Origin of the sequence: Streptomyces sp. NPDC008079, assembly GCF_042957385.1 — a bacterium.
GTDB lineage: Bacteria > Actinomycetota > Actinomycetes > Streptomycetales > Streptomycetaceae > Actinacidiphila.
The window spans coordinates 21,501-37,316 of sequence record NZ_JBIBIC010000022.1 but is presented as its reverse complement, the minus strand read 5'-3'; the positions used below and the strand labels follow the sequence as shown (position 1 = coordinate 37,316).

16 protein-coding genes are annotated in these 15,816 nt (G+C 73.1%); 8 read left to right on the top strand and 8 right to left on the bottom strand.

Going from position 1 to position 15,816, the window contains the following annotated elements:
* Positions 1–34 precede the first annotated feature (34 nt).
* Positions 35–562, top strand: coding sequence for a Rieske 2Fe-2S domain-containing protein (locus ACFZAM_RS32305; RefSeq protein WP_391051153.1), 528 nt, complete (start codon positions 35–37; stop codon positions 560–562).
* 176 nt (positions 563–738) lie between these two features.
* On the opposite strand, the gene ACFZAM_RS32300 is transcribed toward ACFZAM_RS32305, so the two are convergent.
* Positions 739–1,368, bottom strand: coding sequence for an isochorismatase family protein (locus ACFZAM_RS32300; protein WP_391051151.1), 630 nt, complete (start codon positions 1,366–1,368; stop codon positions 739–741).
* A 142-nt stretch (positions 1,369–1,510) separates the two neighbouring features.
* On the opposite strand from ACFZAM_RS32300, the gene ACFZAM_RS32295 reads away from it, so the two are divergent.
* Positions 1,511–2,005, top strand: a complete 495-nt coding sequence (locus ACFZAM_RS32295) for a pyridoxamine 5'-phosphate oxidase family protein (RefSeq protein ID WP_391051149.1) — start codon at positions 1,511–1,513, stop codon at positions 2,003–2,005.
* An 83-nt stretch (positions 2,006–2,088) separates the two neighbouring features.
* Here ACFZAM_RS32295 and ACFZAM_RS32290 read toward each other — a convergent pair whose 3' ends face one another.
* Entirely contained in the window at positions 2,089–2,994 is a 906-nt protein-coding gene (locus ACFZAM_RS32290) for a LysR substrate-binding domain-containing protein (protein WP_391051147.1), read from the bottom strand.
* A 72-nt stretch (positions 2,995–3,066) separates the two neighbouring features.
* Here ACFZAM_RS32290 and ACFZAM_RS32285 point away from each other — a divergent pair, with 72 nt between their 5' ends.
* The gene (locus tag ACFZAM_RS32285) at positions 3,067–4,206 is read left to right on the top strand and encodes an EamA family transporter (protein ID WP_391051145.1); all 1,140 of its coding nucleotides are present in this window, start codon (positions 3,067–3,069) and stop codon (positions 4,204–4,206) included.
* Here ACFZAM_RS32285 and ACFZAM_RS32280 read toward each other — a convergent pair.
* Positions 4,197–5,546 (bottom strand): aminotransferase class I/II-fold pyridoxal phosphate-dependent enzyme, encoded by a 1,350-nt coding sequence (locus tag ACFZAM_RS32280; RefSeq protein WP_391051143.1) that lies wholly within the window; start codon positions 5,544–5,546, stop codon positions 4,197–4,199. The two genes, ACFZAM_RS32285 and ACFZAM_RS32280, sit on opposite strands and share 10 nt — an antisense overlap.
* A gap of 35 nt (positions 5,547–5,581) precedes the next feature.
* On the opposite strand from ACFZAM_RS32280, the gene ACFZAM_RS32275 reads away from it, so the two are divergent.
* Positions 5,582–6,256, top strand: a complete 675-nt coding sequence (locus ACFZAM_RS32275) for a pyridoxamine 5'-phosphate oxidase family protein (RefSeq protein WP_391051141.1) — start codon at positions 5,582–5,584, stop codon at positions 6,254–6,256.
* A gap of 10 nt (positions 6,257–6,266) precedes the next feature.
* Positions 6,267–6,953: an FMN-binding negative transcriptional regulator gene (locus ACFZAM_RS32270; RefSeq protein WP_391051140.1), complete on the top strand. Its 687-nt coding sequence runs from the start codon at positions 6,267–6,269 to the stop codon at positions 6,951–6,953.
* 5 nt (positions 6,954–6,958) lie between these two features.
* Here ACFZAM_RS32270 and ACFZAM_RS32265 read toward each other — a convergent pair whose 3' ends face one another.
* From ACFZAM_RS32265 to ACFZAM_RS32250, 4 genes are all read right to left on the bottom strand, one after another.
* The gene (locus ACFZAM_RS32265; protein WP_391051138.1) at positions 6,959–7,939 is read right to left on the bottom strand and encodes an EamA family transporter; all 981 of its coding nucleotides are present in this window, start codon (positions 7,937–7,939) and stop codon (positions 6,959–6,961) included.
* A gap of 627 nt (positions 7,940–8,566) precedes the next feature.
* Entirely contained in the window at positions 8,567–9,526 is a 960-nt protein-coding gene (locus ACFZAM_RS32260) for an EamA family transporter (protein ID WP_355335685.1), read from the bottom strand.
* 12 nt (positions 9,527–9,538) lie between these two features.
* Positions 9,539–10,054, bottom strand: a complete 516-nt coding sequence (locus ACFZAM_RS32255; RefSeq protein WP_355335688.1) for a Clp protease N-terminal domain-containing protein — start codon at positions 10,052–10,054, stop codon at positions 9,539–9,541.
* A gap of 110 nt (positions 10,055–10,164) precedes the next feature.
* Complete coding sequence (locus tag ACFZAM_RS32250) at positions 10,165–11,046, bottom strand: pyridoxamine 5'-phosphate oxidase family protein (protein WP_391051135.1); 882 nt, start codon at positions 11,044–11,046, stop codon at positions 10,165–10,167.
* A 95-nt stretch (positions 11,047–11,141) separates the two neighbouring features.
* Here ACFZAM_RS32250 and ACFZAM_RS32245 point away from each other — a divergent pair, with 95 nt between their 5' ends.
* Together ACFZAM_RS32245 and ACFZAM_RS32240 are read left to right on the top strand one after the other, a co-directional pair.
* Entirely contained in the window at positions 11,142–11,681 is a 540-nt protein-coding gene (locus tag ACFZAM_RS32245; protein WP_355335693.1) for an HAD domain-containing protein, read from the top strand.
* Between the two features lie 77 nt (positions 11,682–11,758).
* Complete coding sequence (locus ACFZAM_RS32240) at positions 11,759–12,214, top strand: SRPBCC family protein (RefSeq protein ID WP_355335695.1); 456 nt, start codon at positions 11,759–11,761, stop codon at positions 12,212–12,214.
* 73 nt (positions 12,215–12,287) lie between these two features.
* Here the strand turns inward: ACFZAM_RS32240 and ACFZAM_RS32235 are convergent, their stop codons facing one another.
* Complete coding sequence (locus tag ACFZAM_RS32235) at positions 12,288–14,507, bottom strand: glycoside hydrolase family 3 N-terminal domain-containing protein (protein ID WP_391051133.1); 2,220 nt, start codon at positions 14,505–14,507, stop codon at positions 12,288–12,290.
* Between the two features lie 248 nt (positions 14,508–14,755).
* Between ACFZAM_RS32235 and ACFZAM_RS32230 the strand changes: the two genes are divergently transcribed.
* Entirely contained in the window at positions 14,756–15,775 is a 1,020-nt protein-coding gene (locus ACFZAM_RS32230) for a substrate-binding domain-containing protein (protein WP_391051132.1), read from the top strand.
* Positions 15,776–15,816 lie beyond the last annotated feature (41 nt).

Below are 15,816 nucleotides of genomic sequence, written 5' to 3'. Positions count from 1 at the left end.
CCGCCCGGCCCCCCGAACGGACAGGACGCACCTCATGGCAGAGACCCCCCGCTTCTCCGTGCCTCCCACGCGTCGCGGCTTCGTAGCGGCGGCGGGCGGCGTGGGACTCGCCGCGGCCTTGGCCGCCTGCGGCAGCTCGGACGGCTCGTCGAACGCCGCCTCCGACTCCGCGTCGCCGTCGGACGCCGGGGCGCCGACGACCTCGGCCGGCGCGGACCCCACCACGTCGGACGCGGGCACGGCGCCCACCTCGTCCGCGGCCTCCGGTGGCGGCACCGCGCTTGGCAAGACCTCGGACGTCCCGGTCGGCGGCGGGAAGATCTACGCCGACCAGAAGGTGGTCGTCACCCAGCCGACCGCCGGGCAGTACAAGGCGTTCTCCTCGACCTGCACCCACTCGGGCTGCCAGGTCGGCAGCGTGTCCGACGGCACGATCAACTGCCCTTGCCACGGCAGCAAGTTCCACGTGGCCGACGGCAGCGTCGCCAGCGGCCCGGCCACGAGGCCGCTGCCTTCGGAGAACGTGACGGTGTCGGGTGACCAGGTGATGCTCGGTAGCTGATCGGTCCGGACGTACGGCTCACGGGCTCACGGGCTCACGGGTCTACGGGTCTACGGGCTTACGTCGTCGGCTGCGGTGCCGGGCGCGGCGGGTGGGTGCCGCGTCCGGCGCCGGGCGGCGACCGGAATCCGAGGCGGCCAACAGCGCTTCGAGGCAGCGGTGTTGTGGCGCTCGCGTCACCGCTTCCAGGCGGCCAGGATGTCGTCGGTCGTCGTCACCGTGGCGACCAGCGACAGGCTGTGCCGGACGACGGCCGCCGCGTAGTCGGCGGGGACTCCGGCGACGGCGTCGGCGGGCAGCACGACGTCGTAGCCGAGGTTGACGGCGTCGAAGACCGCGTTGGGGATCGCGATGTTGAGCGAGACCCCGGTGACGATCAGGGTCCGGCAGCCGAGGTTGCGCAGCAGCGCGTCGACGTCGGTGCCCGCGATCGGCGAGAGGCCGTGCAGCCGGGTGACCGTCAGGTCGGTGTCGGCGACCGGGATCTCCTCGGTGAGCCGTACGGCGTCGGTGCCGTCGAGCTGCTTGACCGGCAGCCGGTCGGCGGCGCGGAACAGCCGGGCGTTGCGGTTGGCGCCGCGCCCGTCCGGGCGGCGGATCGCGACGGCGTGCAGGACGGCGGCGCCCGCGGCGTGCGCGCCCGCGACCAGGCGGCCGACGCGGTCCAGCACGCCCGAGTCGCGTGCCGCGGCGGCCAGTTCGGGCAGCACGCTGTCGCTCCCGACCACACCGCGCTGGCACTCGACGGTGAGCAGCGCGGTGGTCGCGGGCCGCAGCAGTGCGGCGAGGCGGTCGGCGGAGGTCATGGCGCGCACCATAATTGACGGTCCGTCAGATCGGAAGGGATCAGGGGCTGGACCCTCGCGGTCCGGTGCCGGATGATTCCGGAGGAGGACCTGACATGGGATCAGCTCCTCGTCAGCCATGGGCGATGCGCACGGAGGTGCCATGACCGCCACCCAGCGTCGGGGCCGCAGGATCATGATGAGCGCGGCGGAGATCGACGTCTTCCTCGCCGGGCACCGCACCTGCCGGGTCGCGACCGTCTCGCCGGACGGCCGTCCGCACGCGGGCGCCCTGTGGTTCGCCTGGGACGGCACCTCGCTCTGGCTCTACTCCCTGGTCCGCAGCCGCCGTTGGGCCGACCTGCGGCGCGACCCGCGGATCGCCGTGGTCGTGGACGACGGCGAGGACTACGGCGAGCTGCGCGGCGTCGAGCTGTCCGGCTCGGTCGACTTCGTCGGCGAGGCCCCCCGTACCGGCGTGCCGCACCCCGAACTCGACACACCGGAACGCCTTTTCTCCGAGCGGAATTTCGGCCTGCCCGCGATGCCGCACGACGGACGGCACGCGTGGCTGCGGCTGACACCGGAGCGGGTCGTCTCGTGGGACTTCACGAAGATGGCCGCCGCGGCGGCCGGGCCGGAGCCGGGGCGCTCCTGAATCCGCCGGCCGGCGCGAGCCTCACCGTCCGACCGGATTCCGGAGGCCACTGCGGGCCGAACTCCGTACCGCTTCGCCGGGGGTCAGTCGCCCACGCGTCCCGCCGAGCGGCGCAGGGCCTCGACCGCCACGCGGATGGCGGGGCGGCGGTCCGCGTCCTCGCGCCAGACGGCGTAGACATGGCGGCGCATGGTGTGCTGGACCGGGGCGATGCGGACACCCCCGGGCATCGGGTCGCGGCCGAGGCGGGGCATGACGGCGACGCCGAGACCGGCGGCGACGAGCGCGAGCACGGTGGCGTGCTCCTCGGCGTGGTGCGCGATCCGCGGTTCGATACCCTTGCCGCGCAGGGTGAACAGCAGCCATTCGTTGCAGAAGCCGCCGTCGGGCCAGGCGATCCAGTCCTCGTCGATCAGTTCGTCCAGCTCGATCTGGTCGCAGCCCTCCAGCCGGTGCCCCACGGGCAGCGCGATGTCGGCGATGTCGTCGACGAGGGGCGCCTTGGCGAGGCCGCCGGGCAGCGACAGCGGCTTGTTGTACCAGTCGAGGACGACCGCGAGGTCGATGTCGCCGCGCGCCAGCCGGGCCAGCGACTCCTGCGGCTCCAGCTCGTGCACGACGGTCCTGAGCTGCGGGTGCTCGCGCCGCAGCGCGTTGAGGGCGTCGGGGAACAGGCCCCGGACGGCGGTGGGGAAGGCGCCGGCCCGCAGTTCGCCGACGGCGGCGCCCCGGTGCGCCTCCAGGTCGGCGTGCGCCAGCTCGACCAGGGACAGTATCCGGTCGGCGTGCCCGGACAGCAGCCGTCCCGCGTCGGTCAGCCGTACCCCGCGGCCGTTCTTCGTGAGCAGGGACTGGCCGGTCTCCCGCTCCAGCTTCGCCATCTGCTGCGACACGGCCGAGGTCGTCACACCCAGCACGTCCGCCGCGGCGGACACCGAGCCGTAGGTGTCGATGGCGTGCAGGACGCGCAGGCGCTCCAGACTCAACATGTTAGTAATCCTACGTCGTCCGTGTACAAATTCTCGCTTGTTCTACGAGGTCGAACGCGCCATCGTAGTCGCATGACCGCACCCGCCGAGCCCAGGACAGCCGCTTCCGCTCCCGTCTCCCCGACACCCGCCTCCTCTTCGCCGCGCTCCGGCCGGACCTCGCGCCGCATACCGCGCAGGACCGTCGACTGGCGGATCCGCTTCGCCGCGCTCGGCCTGGTCTGGGGCTTCAGCTTCCTGTTCATGAAGGTGGGCAACGAGGCGTTCGCGCCCCTCCAGGTCACGCTCGGCCGGATGGTCTTCGGCACGGCGGTGCTGGCCGTGGCCGTCGCGGTCAAGCGGGAGCGGCTGCCGCGCGGACCGCGCGTCTGGCTGCACCTGGCGGTCGCCGCAGTGCTGCTCAACGCGCTGCCGTTCTCGCTCTTCGCCTACTCCGAGCAGACCATCCCGTCGATGCTGGCGGGGATATGCAACGCGGCGACACCGCTGTTCTCGATGCTGGTGTCCGTGGTCGCGCTGTCGGAGGACCGGCCCTCGCGGCAGCGCTTCGCGGGTGTCGGCCTCGGCTTCATCGGCGTGCTGACCGTGCTCGGCGCCTGGCAGGGCTTCTCGGGACAGGACCCCAAGGGCACGATCATGGCGCTCACCGCGGCCTTCAGTTACGCGGTCGGCTGGGCGTACGTGCGCCGCACCCTCTCCGGCACGGACAGCTCCCACCTGGCCATGTCCGCGAGCCAGTTGAGCCTCGGCACCGCGCAACTGCTGCTGGTCACGCCGTTCTTCACCTCGATGCCCGACGCGTACCCGCTCAAGTCGGTGCTGTCGGTGCTGGCGCTGGGCGCGCTCGGCACCGGGGTCGCCTTCCTCATCCAGTACGGCCTGGTCGCGGAGAAGGGGCCGACGATCGGCTCGATGGTCACCTACCTCATCCCGATCGTGGCCACCGCCGCCGGTGTCCTGCTGCTCGGCGAGGCACTGAGCTGGAACGAGCCGGTCGGCGCCGCCGTCATCCTGATCGGCGCGGCCCTCACCCAGCGCCGCCCCAAGGCCGCGCCCGCACCGGAACCGGACCCGGCCGCCGTGCCCGTGGAGGCCGAGGTCCGGCTCCAGACGCCGATACGGACGGAGGACGCGCTGCCTGCCGCGGAGCCCCGGTCCGCGGCCGAGCCCGAGGCGACCGCACCCGCTTCGGCCGCCAGGGCTCAGCCGTAGCGGCCCGCGCCTGACGCCGCGCCCGGCCCCGCCGGGCGCAGTACGGCGGCGACGGCGTCGGCCAGCGGGACGACGTCGGCGGGGGCGAGCGCGGAGACGGTCAGCCGGATGCCCGGCGGTGAGGCCAGCCGGAAGCGGGCGCCCGGCGCCACCGCCCAGCCGCGCTGGAGCAGCCCGGCCACCGCGCCGGTCTCGTCACTGACCGGCACCCATACGTTCATGCCGCTGCGGCCGTGCGCCGTGATCCCGCGCTCGGCCAGCGCCCGCACCAGACCGTCGCGCCGCTCCCCGTAGGACCGCGCGGTGCGGACCGGATCGACGGCGCCGGACTCCCAGAGGTGGACGACGGCCCGTTGCAGCAGGTGGCTGACCCATCCGGCGCCGAGGCGGTGCCGCCCGCGCACGCGGTCGACGGTCACGGCGTCGCCGGTGTAGAGCGCGAGCCGCAGGTCGGGGCCGTACGCCTTGGCGGTGGAGCGGACCAGCGCCCAGTGGTCGGTGACCCCGGACAGGCAGTGCAGCGGCAGGTCGACCAGTCCGTGTACGTGGTCGTCGTCGATGACCAGCACCTGCCGGTGGTCGGCGAGCAGGGCGCGCAACTCGCGGGCGCGGGCGGCCGAGACGGCCGCGCCGGTCGGATTCTGTCCCCGGTCGGTGACGACGAGCGCCCGGGCGCCCGCCCGGACGGCCCGCGCCACGTCCTCGGTGAGCGGTCCCTCGTCGTCCACGCCGACGGGGACGGCGCGCAGCCCCATCGCCGGTACGAGGTCGAGGGTGCTGCCCCAGCCGGGGTCCTCGACGGCCACGGCGTCGCCGGGCCGCAGATGGGCGGCCAGGACGCGCTCGATGGCGTCCAGCGAGCCGGAGGTGATGCCGATCGGCCCGCCGGGAACGCCGTCCGCGTCGAACGCGGCGCGGGCCGCCGCCGCCAGTTCGGGATCGACCGGGACGGCGCCGTAGAGCGCGGGTGCCTCCGCGTGGCGGGCTGCGGCGGCGGCGAGCGCCCCGTCGAGCGGCGGCAGCAGCGCGAGGTCGGGGTTGCCGGAGGCGATGTCGCGGACGCCCGCCGGGACGTCGATCCGGATCTCGTCACGGGGCGCGGTGGCGGGCCGTGACCGTACCCGGCTGCCGCGCCGCCCCGCCGTCTCGATCACCCCGCGGTCGCGCAGCAGCCGGTAGGCGGCGGCCACGGTGTTCGGGTTGACGTCCAATTCCTGGGCCAGTTCCCGCAGCGGCGGCAGCGCCTCACCGGGATGCAGCGCGCCCGTGCCGACCGCGCTCTCGACGCTGGCGGCGATATCCGATGCGCCCCGACCTGTGATCCGGTAATCTCCTAGCACAAACCTTATTATGCACTAGTGCAAAGGATCTCGCCATGGCCTCCGCACCTCCCGTCGGATATCCGCCCACCGACCGCACCGTCCCGACCCGCAGCCGCGAACGCGCCGCGTACGACCGGGAGGTGGTGCACGGCATCCTGGACGAGGGCTATGTGTGCCACCTCGGCTTCATCCGCGACGGCGCGCCGGTCGTGCTGCCGACGCTCTACGCCAGGTCGGGCGAGCGGCTGTACGTGCACGGTTCGACCGGGTCCCGGCCGCTGCGCGGGGCGCGGGCCGACGACGGGCTCGCGGTCTGCCTCACCGTCACCCATGTCGACGGCCTGGTGCTGGCCCGGTCCGCCTTCCACCACTCGATCAACTACCGCTCGGTGGTGGTGCACGGCATCGCCCACCAGGTGACCGACCCGGCCGAGCGGTCGCTCGCGCTGGACGCGATCGTCGAGCAGGCCGTGCCCGGACGCGCCGCCGACTCCCGCCGGGCGGACGCGAAGGAGCTGGCCGCCACCGCCGTCATCCGGCTCGACCTGCTGGAGGTCTCGGCGAAGGTCCGCACCGGCGGCCCCAACGACGAGCCGGAGGACATCTCGCTCCCCTACTGGACCGGCGTGGTCCCGGTCGCCAGGACCTACGGCGCCCCGATCCCGGCGGACGACCTCGACCCGTCGATACCCCTGCCCGGCTACCTGCCCGGCCGACCGGGAAAGTGAGGGCCGCGGCATGCTGATCCACCCCTGGGACGCGCCCACCTCCGACAGCGAGTGGCAGGAGTGGCTGGCCGTCCACGACTTCGGCCAGCTCACCGTCAACGGCGTCGACGGAGAGCCGCCGTTCGTCCAGCCGCTGCACTTCGCCTACGACCCGCGGGCCGGCGCCGACGGTCCCGGACCGGCCGGGCTGGGCGAGGCCGTCACGCACCTCGCCCGCCCGAACCCGATCTGGCGGGCCCTGGAGGCGAGCCCGCGGGTCACGCTCAGCGTCGTGGACGACTACACGTTCATCCCCGGCCCCTGGCACACGCCCGAGGGCGCCCCCACGGAACACGGCACACCGACCAGCTTCTACGCCGCCGTCCTGCTGTACTGCACCGCCCACATCGTGGACGACCCGCAGCTCAAGGCCGACCTCCTGCGGCGCCAGGTCGGCCACTTCCAGCCCCGCGGCGGCACCGCGCCCGTGGAACCGGGCCAGGAGCCGTTCGGCCGCATGCTGCCCGGCATCCGCGGTGTCCGCCTCGACGTCACCGACGTACGGGCGAAGTTCAAGTACGGCGGCAACAAGCCGGAGCGGATGCGGCGGCGCGTCATGGACCTGCTCGCGGACCGGGACGGGCCGCACGACGCGGCGGCCCGTACCCATCAGATCCGCCGCCTGTCCGCGGCGGCCGACGCCGGGACCGGCGCCTGAAGGTTTCACCCCACCACGGGCGCCGCCCTCCGCTGCGCCGACGCGGACCTGGCCTCCTCGAGACCGAGACCGGTGACGGCCGCCAGCAGGATCACGGTGCCCGTCACCGTCGCGGCCGTGAGATGTTCACCGAGCAGTGCCACGGCGATGACGGCCGCCGAGACCGGCTCGATCAGGGCGATCACCGAGACGGTCGCGGCCCGCAGGACCGCGGCGCCCGCGAAGTACAGCCCGTACGCGGCGGCCGTCGGCACCGACGCCAGGTAGCAGAGCAGCAGCACCGTACGGCCGAGCCCCGCCGCCTGCGGCAACAGCCCCTCGGCCCAGGCCGCGGGCAGCAGCGCCACCGCGCAGATGCCGAACGACCACAGCGAGGTGTCCAGCGGGTCGCCCGCCGAGCCCGTGCGCCCCAGCCACCGGGTGAGCAGCGTGATCGCCGCGTACCCCGTGGCGGACAGCACCGCGAGCAGCACTCCGAGCGGCCGTACGCCCGTACCGCCGTCGCCCAGCACCAGCACCGCGAGGCCGCCGAGCGCGCCCGCCACGGCCGCCGTACCGCCGCGCCCGAGCCGCTCCCCCATCGCCAGCCGCGCCACGACCGCGATCAGCACCGGGCCCGACCCGAGCGTCACCACCGTGGCCACCGCAAGCCCGGTGGACTTGACCGCGCAGAAGTACGCGGTCTGAAAGAGCGTCAGGCCCGCGCCGGTGACCAGGATCCGCACCGCCTTGCGCCGCCGCGGCTCCGCCCGCACCACCCGCACCGCGGCGGCCGGACGCACCGCGCGCACCGCCGACAGCAGCAGAAAGCCGCCGGCCGCCCGCCAGAAGGTCAGCGACAGCGGGCCGAGCCCGCTCCCGTCGTACAACAGCGCCGCCGCGGCGCCCGCCGTGCCCCAGGCGGTGGCCGCGAAAACGACATAGATCAGGCCCCGGTTCGTCGACAGGGCAGCGTCGACCGGGGTGTGGACATGCGTGAGTGACACGAGGATTCTCCCGCGGAAGAGGTGGGGTGAGGTCGCCGGTCGCCATATGCGGACAGCGGCGACCCGGCCGTTCACCTCGAACGCGAGTCACCGCGCCGGGTCCGGCCCCAGGTCTTCCGAAATGTCGCCGCCCGCGTCAGACGGCAGGAGGCGGGAGAACGGTGAGATGCATGGGGGAAGCTTACGTGAGGGGGGTGGGGTCGGGGGGGGTGGGCTCGGGGGGGGAAGGGTGAGGGCAGGGCGGTGGAGGGAGGCGGGTTGGGGGCGGGGGCTCTTGCGGGGGGTCGGGGGTGCGGGTGGCTCTCTTGCGGGGGGGCAGGGGTGCGGGTCGCCCACTCGCGTCAGGTCACCGGTACGGCGAACCGTGCGTGGGAGCCCTCTTGCGCAGGCGCACCGTCCTTCCCCTTTTTTTGCCGCCCTCTCGCCTCCGGCGGCTTAGATCCGGTGTCGACGCTCCTCTTCGACGGTCGCTCGTTCCTCGCTCCCTGCTCATCGTCGCTTTCGACACCGGCGCCGCCTTCGGCTCGCTGGCTACCGGCGAACCCCACCGCGCAGCGGTACCGGAGGGGCGCAGCCCCTTGTGCAGGGGCACCCGTGCGGCGAACCGCGGCGGGGAGGCGTTTGGCGCTAGGCGTCGGCCAAGTCGGGTTCCGGGAGGGGGTCCGGCGTCGCCGCCGGCTTGGCGCGGCTGGCCGTTTGGGCCGTGAAGGCGCCCGCCAGGACGAGGGCGCCGCCGACGACCTGGGCGGCGCCCAGGTGCTCGTCGAGGAGGACCCAGGCGAGGACGGTGCCGACGATGGCTTCGAGGGTGGCGACGACCCCGGCGATCTGAGGGGTGAGGCGGCGGACGGCGAGGACGCCTGCGAGGTAGGCGACGACGGTGGAGACGAGGACGATCCAGGCGACGAGGAGAACGGCCGGGACCTCGCGCTCACCGAGCGCGGACTGCTGCCAGACGATCGCCCAGTCGATGTTCCAGGGGCGGGCGACGACCGAGAGGACGGCGGTGCCGACGAGGAGGCCGTAGGCGATGACGGCGATGGGTTCCGGCGCGTCCGCGCTCTCCGCGCCGTCGTCGGCGAGGACGAAGTAGGCGACCTGGCAACAGGCGGCGCCGAAGGCGAGGAGCAGGCCGAGCGGGTCGAAGGCCAGGCCGGACCAGATCTCGACGACGGCGGCCATGCCGGCGATGGCGAGCACGACACCCAGGGCCGCGGACCGGCTGACGGGGCGGCGCTGGACGAAGCGGACCCAGCCCAACAGCAGGGCGGGGCCGAGGAATTCGACGAGGATGGCGACGCCGACCGGGATGCGGGAGATGGCCACGAAGTACAGGGCCTGGCAGCCGGTGATACCGAGGAGGCCGAACCCGAGGATCAGTCCCGGCCTGCGGCGGGGCAGTTCGCGGTGGCGCAGGGCGATGGGGAGGAGGATGAGCGCGGCGCCCGCGACGCGCATCCAGACCACGTGCAGCGGGTCGAGCCCTGATTCGATCAGCGGTTTGGCGGCCACGCCCGATCCGCCGAAGGCGAAGGCGGACACCAGAGCGAGCCCGAGGCCCCCGTTTCGCCGCTGAGTTACGTGCATCGGGTCATGATGTCAGCTCGCGACAGGACCGTCATCCCGGTAGCCGCTGACGTCGAGTCCGGCGGCGCGCAGCACGTCCACGGCGCGGCATTCGGGGTCGGAGGCGAGCGCGTCGAGCAGGTCGATGCCGTCGGCCTGGGTGCGGCCACGGCGGCGGGCGAGGGCGACGGCGTTGCGGATCGCGGCGGCGGCGGACGGGCTCCAGCCGGTGCCGGCGACGGCCTGGACGGTGGGCAGCGCGCCGGAGTCCTCGACGGTGCCGCGCCAGCGCAGCCCGTAGCCGATGCTGCGCTGCACCAGGTAGCCGAGCACGCGGACGACCTGTCCGGTCCCGGCGTCGCAGGCGGCCCGCGCCAGGGGGTCGATCTCCAAAAGGGAGTGCAGCAGGTGGGCGGTGTCGATCTGCTGGTCGCCGTCGCGCGTGGCCCGACGGCGCGCGCTGGCCGCCACGGAACGCAGTTCGACCGTGAGGCGGAGGTCGTCCGCCAGGTGGCTCAGGTCGAGCGGCGGCCCGTGGTTGCTGTACACGCCATCCACTTCATCAGGCGGCCCCGGTGCGGCGCATCCGCACCGGGGGCCATCCGTGCCTCCGCCCATGGAGGGGGTTGGCCGGTTCCCGCGTCATCCCCAGGGATGAGTCATGGCCACAGCAGGGTCCGGGTCCAGCCGCCGTCCGTGTCCCCCTCGCCGCGCCCGTCCCGGCCCTCCCCCGCCTGACCGGAGCGGGTGTAGCGCAGCCGTACGTGGAAGCGGCCGGGGTCGGCCTGGAAGAACTCCGCCTCCTGGGCACGCAGCCGGTACACGGTGTGGCCCTCGGGAATCCGTTCCGGTTCCGCGGCCACCAGGGCGTCCGCCGCGGCGCGCGCCCGCTCGTACTCCATCGCTCCGGTCAGCGGGCCGCTCATCCGCCCGGTGAAGCCGGCGGCACGGGAGGCCGGGGAGCGGCCGAGGAAGTCCCGCCGGGCGGTCTCCTCGTCCAGTACGTCGACCGGTCCCGTCATCCGGATCTGCCGTCCGTGCGCGGGCCAGTACCAGGTCAGCGCGGCGACGGGGTGCGCGGCCAGGTCGCGGCCCTTGCGGCTGACCGCGTCGGACGCGAAGTCGACGGCGCAGTCGGCGGTGTCGACTCCGCGCAGCATCAGGACGCGGGCGCTGGGCGTGCCGTCGGCGCCGACCGTGGCGAGCGTCATGACGTGCGGTTCCGGCAGTGCGTCGGAAAGCGCCAGTTCCAGCCAGGTCGCGAAGAGCGGGCCGGGGGTGTCGGGGGCGTCGGACGGGTCGAATTCCGGCAGCCGCCCGGCCAGTACGGGGGCGGCCCGCAGCCTGGCGAGCAGTGCCGCGTCGCCCGGCGTGGGGTCGCCGGGCGACGTACGCCCGCGTCCCGGTCCGCCGGGTGCCGCCTCGTCCGGCGGCGCGTTACCGACTGCCGCCCCGGCGGGTGCCGCATCATCGGGTGACGCGCCCCCGGGTGACGCGTCGCTTCCGCCGTCGGGGGTAGCCGGACCGTCGTCTTCGCGCATATGTCCTCCCGTCCGACCCGCAACCGTACCGGCCGTCGCCTCGTCCCTCTCTGGCGACACACACCGACCTGCCCCGCCACCGGGGAAGGAGTTCCATGGTCCGACCGCTGCTCTTCCTGGATGTCGACGGTGTGCTCAATCCGGTGCTGCCCTCGCCGGACTTCACCGTGCACGACATCCTGACCCACACCGTGCTGCTGTCCGCCCGGCACGGCGTGTGGTTGCGCGAACTGGCGGATATGTACGACCTCGTCTGGGCGACCACCTGGGAGCACGAGGCGAACACGCACATCGCCCCGCGCCTGGGTCTGCCGCCGCTGCCGGTGGTGGAATTCAGCGGCTACCGGCCGCGGCCCGGCGATCCGCCGCTGCGCGAGGCGGAGCGGTACTCGGCGCGCAAGTGGGCGCCGATCCTGCGGTACGCGGCGGGGCGGCCCTTCGCCTGGACCGACGACGTGATCCCGCGCCGCCTGGTCCGCAGGGCCAGGTTCCGTCCGGACCGGCTGCTGCTGCCGGTCAATCCGGCGCACGGTCTGCCGCGGGCGCACGTGAACCGGCTGCTGGCCGCTCCCCCGACGCTGTCGCGCAGTGTCGGCAGGCCGCACTCCCCGTATCTGACGGTCCATCAGTATTGAGTGTTGCGGCGCCCGCGGTTACGGTGCGCGGCACGACCGGTGCTCAGGGAGTGGACCGGTACTCAGGGAGTGATCGCATGGCCGAAGTCTCCGCACAGGCGCGTATCGCGGCCCCCGCAGGCAAGATCTGGGACCTGCTGACCGACTTCTCCTCCTACGGCGAGTGGAACGCCACCCACACCGCCTTCCCCGACGGCGGCCCGCGGCCGCTGACGGCCGGGGCCACGTACCAGGAGAGCCTGCGGATGATGGGCTTCCCCGCGGACGTGACCTGGACGGTCGACGAGTTCGAGCCCGAGCGGGTGCTGGGCAGCAGCGGCAAGGGGCCGATGGGGGTGAGCCTCGGGATGCGGTACGCGCTCACGCCCGACGGCGACGCCACCGAGGTACGGATCGACGGCACCTTCACCGGGGCCGCCGTCTCCCTCATGGCGGGCAAGCTGAAGGACTCGGCGACGACCGCGCTCAACGACTCGCTGCGCGCCATCGCCGGGCTCGTCGAACCGGCCGAGCCCCCCGCGCCGGGCGCGTGACGGTCCGACCGTGCGCGAAGCGCCGGGCCGCGCGAGGGGATCGTCCCTCACGCGGCCCGGCGGTGTGCGTGGATCAGCGGACCGTCACCGTGGCGGTCTGCGTCCCCGCCGTGAAGACGTAGGCGCCGCGTGCCACCTCCTGCTTGCCCGCGCCGTTGACGTCACCGGGGGTGACGGCGAGACGGCTCGGCGGCACGTCGAGCGCGACGGTACGGGACTGCCCGGCCTTCAGGTGCACCTTGGTGAAGGCGACCAGCTTCCGGGACGGGGCGAGCACGTCGCTCGACGGCTGCGACACGAACACCGGCACCACCAGATCGCCGTCACGGCCACCGGAGTTGGAGACCTTCACCTTCAGGTGGACGGTGTCCCGGGCCCGCACGGTGGACGAGTCGGCCTTGACCGAGTCGAAGCCGTAGGTGGTGTACGACAGGCCCGCCCCGAAGGGGTAGGCGGCGTCGACGAAGGACTCGGGGCCGCCGTTGGTGCCGGGCAACTGCTGGTAGTACATCGGCTCGTTGCCGATGTCCTTGGGCCAGGTCGCGTTGAGCCGGCCGCTCGGGTTGACTTTGCCGAACAGCACGTCGGCGACGGCGTTGCCGCCCTCGCTGCCGGGCAGCCAGGACATCAGCAGGCCCTGGGTGCCGTCCGCCTCGCCGAGCACCAGCGGGCGTCCGGCGAGGACCACGGTGACCACCGGCTTGCCGGTCGCCTTGAGGGACTTCACCAACGCCACCTGGTCGGCGGTCAGTGCGGGCCGCGGGCTGTCCGCCGCGCCCTCGGCCGCCGCCTTCTCGCCGACGACCACCACGGTCAGATCGGCGTTCTTGGCCTGCGCCACCGCGTCGTCCGCGGTCTTGGCCTGGACGACCTCCGTACCGGAGGGCGCCGCCTTCTTGATGCCCTGGAGCACGGTGGTGCCGGGCAGCGTCACCCCGTCGGGCACGCCCTGCCAGCCCACCGTCCAGCCGCCGACCTGGTCGTTGATGTCGTCGGCGTAGGAACCGGCGACCACGATCTTCTTGGCGGAGGACGAGATCGGCAGCACATTGCCGTCGTTGCGCAGCAGCACCTGCGACGCGTCGGCCGCCTGCCGCGCCAGCGCGGTGTCGGCGCCGAGCACCCGGCCGTTGGCCTTCGAGGCGTCCACGTAGGGGTGTTCGAACAGGCCGAGTTCGAACTTCATCTTCAGGATGCGGGACACGGACTGGTCGATGCGCTTCTCGGTGACCAGGCCGCGCTGCACGGCGGTCTTCAGGCCGGTGCTCCAGCCCTGCGCGTCGTACGGCTCCATCGCCATGTCCAGGCCCGCGTTGACGGCCTTGGCGATGGCCTCGGGGTAGTCGGCGGCGACGTGGTACGCGGTCTGCAACGCGGCGACGTCCGCCCAGTCGCTGACCTCGACGCCGTCGAAGCCCCACTGCTTGCGCAGCACATCGGTGAGCAGGTAGTGCGAGGCGGTCGCCGGAATGCCGTTGACGGCACCGGAGTTGATCATCACCGACTGCGCGCCCGCGTCGATGGCCTGCTTGTACGACGGCAGCAGCGTGTCCTGGAGGTAGCGCATCGAGACGTCGCCGGGCACGCGGTCGTGGCCGTTGCCGGGCTCGCCGTAGCCGGGGAAGTGCTTGACGGTGGCGGCCACGTTCTTGGCGCCGTTGGCGCCCTCGATGCCGTCGACCGCCGCGGCGGCGAGCGTGCCCGCGAGCAGCGGGTCCTCGCCGAACGTCTCGTAGTAGCGGCCCCAGCGCTGGTCGCGCGCGATGTCGGTGACCGGCGCGAAGTTCCAGTCGATGCCGGTGGCCGCGACCGCCTTGGCGGTGGAGGCGGCGGAGTTCTTGGCCAGCGTCGGGTCCCAGGCGGAACCGAGGCCGATCTCCTGCGGGAAGATCGTGGCGCCCAGCACGTTGTTGTGGCCGTGCACGGCGTCGACGCCGTAGATGATCGGGATGTGCAGCCGGGATTTCTCGACGGCGTATTTCTGCACCGTGTTGACCATCTTCGCCCAGTTCTCGGGCGTGTTGACCGCAGGTCCCGCGCCGCCGCCGGACAGTACGGATCCGGCCGCGTTGTCGAGAAGCACGCTCTTCATGCAGGATTCGGTGAATTCGCCACCGCTCCACTCGCAGTCGCCTTGCATTCTGACCACGGAGATCTGGTCCATCTGACCGATCTTCTCGGCCAGTGTCATCCGCTTCAGCAGATCCTTCACCCGGACGTCGACCGGTGCTTTCGCGTTGGTGTACGTCGGATTGTCCCCGGCCTCCGCCGGTACGGAAGCGACCGCGGCCACACACGCCGCGGCGGTGGCGAGTGTCAGAATGACTCTGAGGCGTGGTCGTCGTCGTGCGTTCGTAGGCATCGCAGGCGTCCCGTTCCTGTCGGGGTCCCGGCCGGTTGTCGGGACCTAGTGCCGTAAACGTTTCCGATCGGCCGGAAGTCTGTCCTCGCCTTGACTGATCGTCAAGACTGTACGCAGGAGTCACCTTTCACCTGTCCCAAGTTTCCACGTTGTTCCCCTCGCGCAGAATCAGGTACGCCGTGAACATTCGTGAACTCGCCCGCCGCAGTGGTGTGTCGACCGCCACCGTGTCCCGGGCTCTCAACGACCGCGCCGAGGTGAGCGAGGCCACCCGCGCGCGAATCCGGCAACTGGCGATCGAGTTGGGCTACGCGCCCAATGAACCGGCCCGCACCCTGGTCAGGCGCCGCTCGGACACCATCGGTCTGATCTGGGACAGCGGACAGGAGGCACAGGGACTCCACAACCCTTTTCTGCTCGGCCTGTTGAGCGCGGTGCGCACCGCGCTGTCCGAGGCGGACTACCACCTGATGCTGCTGACGACGCCGGGCCCCGAGGACCCGGACGCCGCGCATCTGCAAGCGGTGCGGCGGCACAATCTCGAAGGCGTCATCGTGCTGACCACCCCCGCCGACGACCGCTGCCTGCGCGTCCTGGCCGCGTCCGCCGTGCCCTGCGCGGGCATCGACACCGCGTTCACCGGGCCGCGCACGGTACGGGTCAGCTCCGACAACGCGGCGGGCGCGGAGGCGGCGGTGGAGCATCTGTACGCGCTGGGGCACCGCAGGATCGCCACCATCACCGGTCCGCTGCACCTTCCCCCGGCCGCCGAGCGGCTGGCGGGCTACGAGCGGGCCTGCGCCCGGCTGGGGCTCCCGGTGCCGCCGCAGTACGTGACCGAGGGCGACTTCTTCCTCGACAGCGGCGAGGAGGCGGCCCGCAGGCTGCTCGCGGTGGCCGAGCCGCCGACGGCGATCTTCGCGGCGGGCGACCAGATGGCGGTCGGCGCGATGCACGCGGCGGCGGACGCCGGCCTCTCGGTGCCGCGCGATCTGGCGGTGGTCGGCTTCGACGACATCGACGCCGCCGCGCTGGTGCGCCCGGCGCTGTCCACGGTGGCGCAGGACCAGCGCGGGCTCGGTGAGGCGGCCGTGGAGGCGCTGCGCGAGCTGATCGACGCGGCGCCGGTCGACACGGCGGAGCCGCGGATCATCCCGACCCGCCTCCTGATACGCGGATCGAGTCGGCCCGGAGCGTGACGCCCCGGGCCGGCTCGATGATTCGCGGGCGGTGCCGGTAC